Source organism: Oleiphilus sp. HI0125, from assembly GCF_001635355.1.
Genome location: NZ_LWGF01000054.1, coordinates 1 through 881, shown reverse-complemented (window position 1 = coordinate 881; position 881 = coordinate 1). Strand labels below are relative to the sequence as shown.

At 46.3% G+C, this 881-nt stretch carries 2 protein-coding genes; both read right to left on the bottom strand.

Annotated features, from left to right (window positions below; genetic code table 11):
• A partial coding sequence (gene ruvA / locus A3762_RS00920) for a Holliday junction branch migration protein RuvA (protein ID WP_068753679.1) occupies positions 1-509 on the bottom strand: 509 nt, incomplete at its 3' end.
• A 43-nt stretch (positions 510-552) separates the two neighbouring features.
• The coding region (ruvC, locus tag A3762_RS00915) for a crossover junction endodeoxyribonuclease RuvC (RefSeq protein WP_068753677.1) at positions 553-881 on the bottom strand (329 nt) is incomplete at its 5' end.

The following is an 881-nucleotide window of genomic DNA, read 5'->3' as shown; positions in this document are numbered from 1 at the left end:
TAACCTAATGCGGTTAATGCTGCCTCTGCCTCTTGCTCGACTGACTCTTCTGGTAAAGCAACGGCAGCTTGTTCCATCTCTCCAAGGCCATCGTTTTCGGTTACTACAGCGCCTAGCTTATCTCTCAACTCAATCAACAAACGCTCTGCTGTTTTTTTGCCGATACCCGGAAGCTTTACCAGCGCGCTAACATCTTCAAGTTCAACGCAGCGCTTCAAATCTGAGGCATTTAAACCAGACAGAATCGCGACACCTAATTTAGGCCCTACACCATTCACCTTGATGAGTACTCGGAAGACATCTCTGTCCGAGAGAGAAGAAAAACCATAAAGCAATTGAGCATCTTCACGCACAACAAAATGCGTATACAACACTACCTGCTCGCCAATCTCTGGCAGCGAGAATGCAGTTGATAACGGAACATCTAACTCGTAACACAGGCCATTGACGTCAATGAGTGCTTGATGGGTATTTTTAGATTCAAGCACACCCTTTATTTTTCCAATCAAAATACTTCCTAAATTATCAAAACAGACTTTCAGCCAAGCCTTATCAACTTACTCTACCGCGTCGACTGCGCGTCGCACCGGTCATTTTTATTAAGCTTTGCTGCATATGTGCATGACACAGGGCAACAGCCAAAGCATCCGCTGCATCTGCCTGTGGCGTAGCATTCAAACCCAACATATTGACCACCATATGCGCGACTTGAGATTTATCTGCTGATCCCTTGCCTACCAAAGCCTGTTTCACTTTGCGCGCAGCGTATTCGCTAGTTGGCAAGCCAGCAACATTAGCAGCCGCAATAGCAACACCTCTTGCTTGACCCAACTTAAGTGCTGAATCTGCATTACGCGCCATGAACACTTCTTCAATCGCAA